The organism is Dongia deserti, assembly GCF_003574735.1.
GTDB classification, from domain to species: domain Bacteria; phylum Pseudomonadota; class Alphaproteobacteria; order Dongiales; family Dongiaceae; genus Dongia_A; species Dongia_A deserti.
The window spans coordinates 1-1,628 of record NZ_QORW01000047.1 but is presented as its reverse complement, the minus strand read 5'-3'; the positions used below and the strand labels follow the sequence as shown (position 1 = coordinate 1,628).

1 protein-coding gene is annotated in these 1,628 nt (G+C 68.2%); it reads right to left on the bottom strand.

Features of this window, described 5'->3' with window-relative positions; all coding sequences use genetic code 11:
- On the bottom strand, positions 1-1,628 hold a 1,628-nt coding region (locus DTX69_RS29865; RefSeq protein ID WP_284736167.1), incomplete at both ends, for a phage tail protein.

The following is a 1,628-nucleotide window of genomic DNA, read 5'->3' as shown; positions in this document are numbered from 1 at the left end:
CCGCGATCACCGAGCCGGCGGTGATGGCTCCGGGGAATCCTTCCGCCGCATAATCGCGCTCCAACACGATGTTGAAGTCCTCGGCGGTGCCGAGCGTGATGATGGCAAAGGCCGGATTGACGCTGACGTTGCCCGCGCGGTCGATCGCCTTGACCATGATGGTCCAGGTGCCGTCCAGCACTGGCAGGTCGATGAACGTGCCGGTGATCGGATCGTCGCTGAGATTCTGACCAGCCGCGAAATCGAAGCTGATGCCGGGCAGCCGCCGGGGAATGAAGCCGCGATGGTCGCGCGGTAGCGTAGGATAAGCCCAGCGCACGCGCCGGCGGCCGTCGCTGGTGGTCTCGACCGTGAGCGTGGTGATGTCCGGCGGCGGCGTCGATTGCCCGATGACCGTGTGGTTGGTGATCCGCGCCCAGTCCGACGCGTTGCCGTCGGCCGCCACGGCCTGCAGCTCCACGTCATACGCCACGTTGTCGTCGACCGGCTGCGCCCACACCTCGGTCGCGTCGCCGGGGAACGGCGGCATGTTCCGCCACGCGCCGGCCGGTGCGGCATCCGTGCGCCGGAACCGCACCTTGATCGCGGCCGCCGGCGGCAGCAGCGTCGCCTTGCGCCCGAGGATGATGTGAATGCGCGACTCAAGGCTGCCGTCCGGCTGCACCGCCAGCACGCTCTCGTCCGACTTCACGTCCTCGACGATCGGCTGTTCCGGCGCACGGAAGTTGAACTGCGACGGCAGCGTGATCTTGCTCTCGAACGGCGGGATCGGGTCCGCGTCCGCGTCCAGCACCGCCGGCGCGTAAGGCATCAGCTCCAGCCGCGCGGTGAAGTCCGGGCCGGCGGTCACCCGCTTCACCAGGCATTCCAGGGTCTCCTTGCCGACCTCGCCGAAGCCGAACAGGTTGCCGGCCTCGAGGCCGAGCTGCGCGGCTTCCTCGGCGCCGATCGGCGTCGTGAAGGTGGCCGCGCTGTTCTCGCCGACCGCGAGCACGACCGGCCGCGTCACCTTGCAGTTGAGCGCGGTGCGGATGGAGACGCCATAGCTCTTGCCCGGCTCCATCGGCAGGATCTCGTCGCTGGCGAAGCCCAGCACGTTGTTGCCGACGTCGAGCGTGAGGCTCTTGATGCGCCCGGCTTTGATGCCGACCAGGATCACGTCGTGCGTGACGAGCACCAGCGATCCGTGGCGCGCCACCAGGTGCTCGAAGTCCATGTTGCACCAGTAGCGCGTCGCCCGCAGCTTCGCGTCGGCCTGGCGGTAGCGCGCTTCCAGGAAGATCTGCGCGGGATCCGTGATCCCGATGAACTCCAGGTCGGCGAACTTGCTGGCGGTGTCCTCGGTCCAGCCGTCGAACGGCACGACGCGCTCGTCGAGCAGCCAGTCCTTCTCGCGGTTCTTGAAGGCGATCCGGAAGGCATGCGGCATGTCCGGGAACTCGCGCCGCCAGCGGAAGCCCCAGCTGTTGCGCGGCGTGATGTGCTGTTGAGGCACCGTCTGGATGCGGTCGCGCACCACGGAGTATTTGCCGTCGCGCATCGCGAAGTCGGCGCGGCCGCCGCCGGCGACCAGACGCAGGGCATCGAATACCGGTTGCCGGAAGTCGAGATAGGCGTTGAACTCCCGG